The sequence below is a fragment of the Mycobacterium sp. TH-M106 genome (genome assembly GCF_057473765.1).
In genome coordinates, this window is record NZ_JBYCLE010000216.1 from 1 (window position 1) to 3484 (window position 3484).

The following is a 3484-nucleotide window of genomic DNA, read 5'->3' on the forward strand; positions in this document are numbered from 1 at the left end:
CCGATGACGCTCAGGATGAGAAACGCGTGGTTGACGCTGGCATAGAACGGCACCCCGCAGACCAGCATGCCCAGACCGGCCGCGAACATCGCGGCGCCCTGCAGCCGCCGCCGGGTGGTGGGCGTGCGCAGCCCACCGCCGCGAACGCTGGACGCGAACTTCGGATCCTCGGCGTAGAGCGCGCTCTCGATCTGGTCGAGCATGCGTTGCTCATGATCGGAGAGTGGCATTCGTCCCTCCTTGCCGACGGCCGGTCGCACATCGATGCCCGATTGTTATGGGCAACTGACTTCGATGATACGAGGTCGACGGGTGCTGTACCAACGGTTCGCCAGCCGATTGTAGCCTCGACCACCGCAGGTTACCTGGTCGCCACGGTGATCACCGGCCACCCGCGACAGCTGCGGCCGATAATGGCAGGTGCAGCGTCACACCAGTATCAGGAGGGCACCGCACGGTGGTGACATTCCTCATCGATCTGCCGCGGCAGGAGATGGCTCGCCGCCTCGATGAAGCGCTGGGGGTGTACGTCGACGCGATGAGTTATCCGCCCGGCACCGAGAGTCATCGCGCCTCTATGTGGCTGGAACATACCCACCGCCGCGGCTGGCAGGCGGTGGCGGCCGTCCAGATAGACGCTGTCGACACTGTCGACACTGCCGACGCCCACCCGGGCGAGACAGCACCGCCGTTCGCCCTGAGCGGCGCGCCGCTGCTGGGGGTGGCCTACGGTTACTGCGGGGCGCCCGACCAGTGGTGGCAACAGCAGGTGGTCCACGGCTTGCGGAGCTCCAGCTTCGCCGAGTCCGACATCGCAGCGCTGATGACCAGCTACTTCGAGTTGACCGAGCTGCACATCGCGCCGCAGGCCCAGGGCCGCGGGCTGGGCGAGGCGCTGGCCCGGCGTCTGCTCGCCGGACGCGCCGAGGCAAACGTCCTGCTCTCGACACCGGAGACCAACGGCGAGGACAACCGTGCCTGGCGGCTGTACCGGCGGCTGGGTTTCACCGACATCATCCGCGGCTACCACTTCGCCGGCGACCCACGCGCGTTCGCGATCCTGGGTCGCTCGCTGCCGCTGTAGCGTCCGCGCAACCGCGCTATGCCTGTTCTGGCACCGGTTCTGGCACTATGACCTGATGCATCATCGCACCCGACGGCTGACCACCCACCGCCGCTTGGTCGCGCTGACGGTCTTGTTGCTGCTGATGACACCCATGGCGGCCGGGTGCGTACGCATCAGGGCGACAGTCACCATCTCACCCAACGACCAGGTGTCCGGGCAGATCGTTGCGGCGGCCAAACCGCGCAACGACAACGACGCCGGGCCGCAGTTCAGCCCCAACCTGCCGTTCAGCAAGAAGGTGGCGATCTCGGGTTACAACCGCGACGGCTATGTGGGTTCGCAGGCGGTGTTCTCCGACCTGACCTTCGCCGAGCTGCCGCAACTCGCGGATATGAACCCCGATGCTGCCGGGGTGAACCTGTCCCTGCGCCGAGCCGGCAACCTGGTGATCCTGGAGGGCCGGGTGGACCTGACCGCGCTCAGCGACCCATCGGCCGACGTGGAGTTGAGTGTCGCTTTCCCCGGTGAGGTGACCTCCACCAACGGCGAACGGGTCGGCGACGACGCGGTGGACTGGAAGCTCAAGCCGGGCGTGGTGAGCACCATGAGTGCGCAAGCGCGCTACACCGACCCGAGCACCCGTTCGTTCATCAACACCGCTCTGCGGCTGGGCATCTCGTCATTCGCAGTCGCCGGACTTGTAGCGCTGGTGGCTTGGCGAGGCCGCGACCAGTCCCCGCGGTTGCACAACGAGCGCGACGTTCAGGACCGATCGGGTGACCAGTAGGCGAGCATCTCCGCGAAGGTAGCGAAAGCCGCCGCCGAGACGCCGTATGCCGCCTCGAGGTGGACGCTCAGCGGAAAGCCGAGGCCGGCCACGCCGTCGACCACCCGCTTGTACAAATCGACCAGCAGCACACGCCGCGCAGCGGGTTCGCTGCCGGCCAGGACCTTGACGAACGCCTGCTCCTTCGCGACGGCGGCGTTGCCGGGATCCTGAATCAGCCAGTCGATCAAACCCACCGATGTCTCCGCCTTCGGTACGAAGCCGAACGACAAGAAGACCTCGGGCCGAAGATCGGTGTTGCGGGCGAACTCCGTCAAAAACCCCACAATCGCATCGGAGTACAGCAACTGGGTCAGCGCGAACGTCGCACCCCGAGTGCACTTGAAGCGCAAGCGGCCAATCTCATTGTCGCGGGTGGGAATCAGGATCACGCCTCGGTGCGGCACCAGCCCGCGAAACATCGACAGGGCGTCGGTCGGTGCGACACCCGAGCCCTCGCCGTCGGCCATGGTGCGCGGTACACCGACGAAAACAACGCCTTCGATGCCGGCCGCAGCCAGGTCGGTGAGCCGCTGACGCAGCTCCGACTCGCCGGAGAATGCAGTGACCTGGGTGCACAACCCTTTCATCGTCGGCAACTCCGGTTTGATGATCGACCAGAAGTCCAGCACGTCCAACTTCGGTTTCATCTCGACGGGGCGATCCTCCTCCTCTGCGATCATCCCAGGCATCATGACGTGCCGGATTCGGCCTTCGATGCCGGACTCCGCAGCGAACCGCAGCACCTTGCCGGCATCTTCGATCGCCTGCGCCGCCCCGCGATCCGCATTGGGCGGCACCAGCTCGACCGCGACGGTATTCAGGGTCACCAGCTCACTCCTCCTTCCAAACAGGTGGCAGACTCTACGCTGAGTGCACGCGGGGTTTAGCCCGCACCCCCGCAGACCAGAAAGGGGCGGCCCGCTGAGCGTCGAAGCAGCGGCACCGTCGGCTGTCGAGTTGGCAGGCGCCATCACCGACCGGTTGCGGGAGTATTTTCGCGCCCGCCGCCGTGACACCGCCTACATCGGCGCCGAGTACGAGCACCTGATCGCTGCTCTCGAGGAGTTCGTGCTTTGCGGCGGCAAGCGGCTCCGGCCCGCATTCGCCTACTGGGGCTGGCGTGCGGTGGCGGTCCGGGGCGCCCGAGATGCACAGGAGACTGAAGGGCAGGAGCTGCTGCTGTTCTCCGCCCTGGAACTGCTGCACGCCTGCGCGCTGGTGCACGACGACGTGATCGACGCGTCGGCGACTCGGCGCGGCGGCCCGACCACCCACCTGAAATTCGCCGCGTTGCACCGGGCCCGCGGCTGGCGTGGAGTGCCTGAGCAGTTCGGGATTTCGGCCGCCATTCTGCTCGGCGACCTGGCGCTGGTCTGGGCCGACGATATCGTCGCCGGGATCGGGCTTCCCCCCGACGCACACCGACGGGTGCGGCGGGTGTGGGCCGACATCCGCAGCGAAGTGCTGGCTGGGCAGTACCTCGACATCGTCGCCGAGGCCAGCGGGGCCGAGTCGATCGCGTCGGCGATGACCGTCAACACCTACAAAACCGCCTCCTACACCGTGGCGCGGCCGCTGCAATTAGGCGC

At 66.9% G+C, this 3484-nt stretch carries 5 protein-coding genes; 3 read left to right on the forward strand and 2 right to left on the reverse strand.

Translation table 11 applies throughout. The annotated features are described in order from the left end of the window. Window positions 1–230 (reverse strand): DUF3040 domain-containing protein (locus AC2VOP_RS07865; RefSeq protein WP_486960439.1); only part of this gene is annotated, 230 nt, incomplete at its 3' end. A 227-nt stretch (window positions 231–457) separates the two neighbouring features. On the opposite strand from AC2VOP_RS07865, the gene AC2VOP_RS07870 reads away from it, so the two are divergent. Continuing rightward, window positions 458–1084 (forward strand): GNAT family N-acetyltransferase, encoded by a 627-nt coding sequence (locus AC2VOP_RS07870; RefSeq protein ID WP_486960440.1) that lies wholly within the window; start codon window positions 458–460, stop codon window positions 1082–1084. Window positions 1085–1139: 55 nt separating this feature from the next. Continuing rightward, window positions 1140–1853, forward strand: a complete 714-nt coding sequence (locus tag AC2VOP_RS07875; protein ID WP_486960441.1) for an LppM family (lipo)protein — start codon at window positions 1140–1142, stop codon at window positions 1851–1853. Here AC2VOP_RS07875 and AC2VOP_RS07880 read toward each other — a convergent pair. Then, window positions 1829–2722 (reverse strand): mycobacterial-type methylenetetrahydrofolate reductase, encoded by an 894-nt coding sequence (locus tag AC2VOP_RS07880; protein ID WP_486960442.1) that lies wholly within the window; start codon window positions 2720–2722, stop codon window positions 1829–1831. The two genes, AC2VOP_RS07875 and AC2VOP_RS07880, sit on opposite strands and share 25 nt — an antisense overlap. Before the next feature lie 130 nt (window positions 2723–2852). Between AC2VOP_RS07880 and AC2VOP_RS07885 the strand changes: the two genes are divergently transcribed. Beyond that, window positions 2853–3484, forward strand: a 632-nt coding sequence (locus AC2VOP_RS07885; protein WP_486960443.1) for a polyprenyl synthetase family protein, incomplete at its 3' end; no start/stop codon positions are given.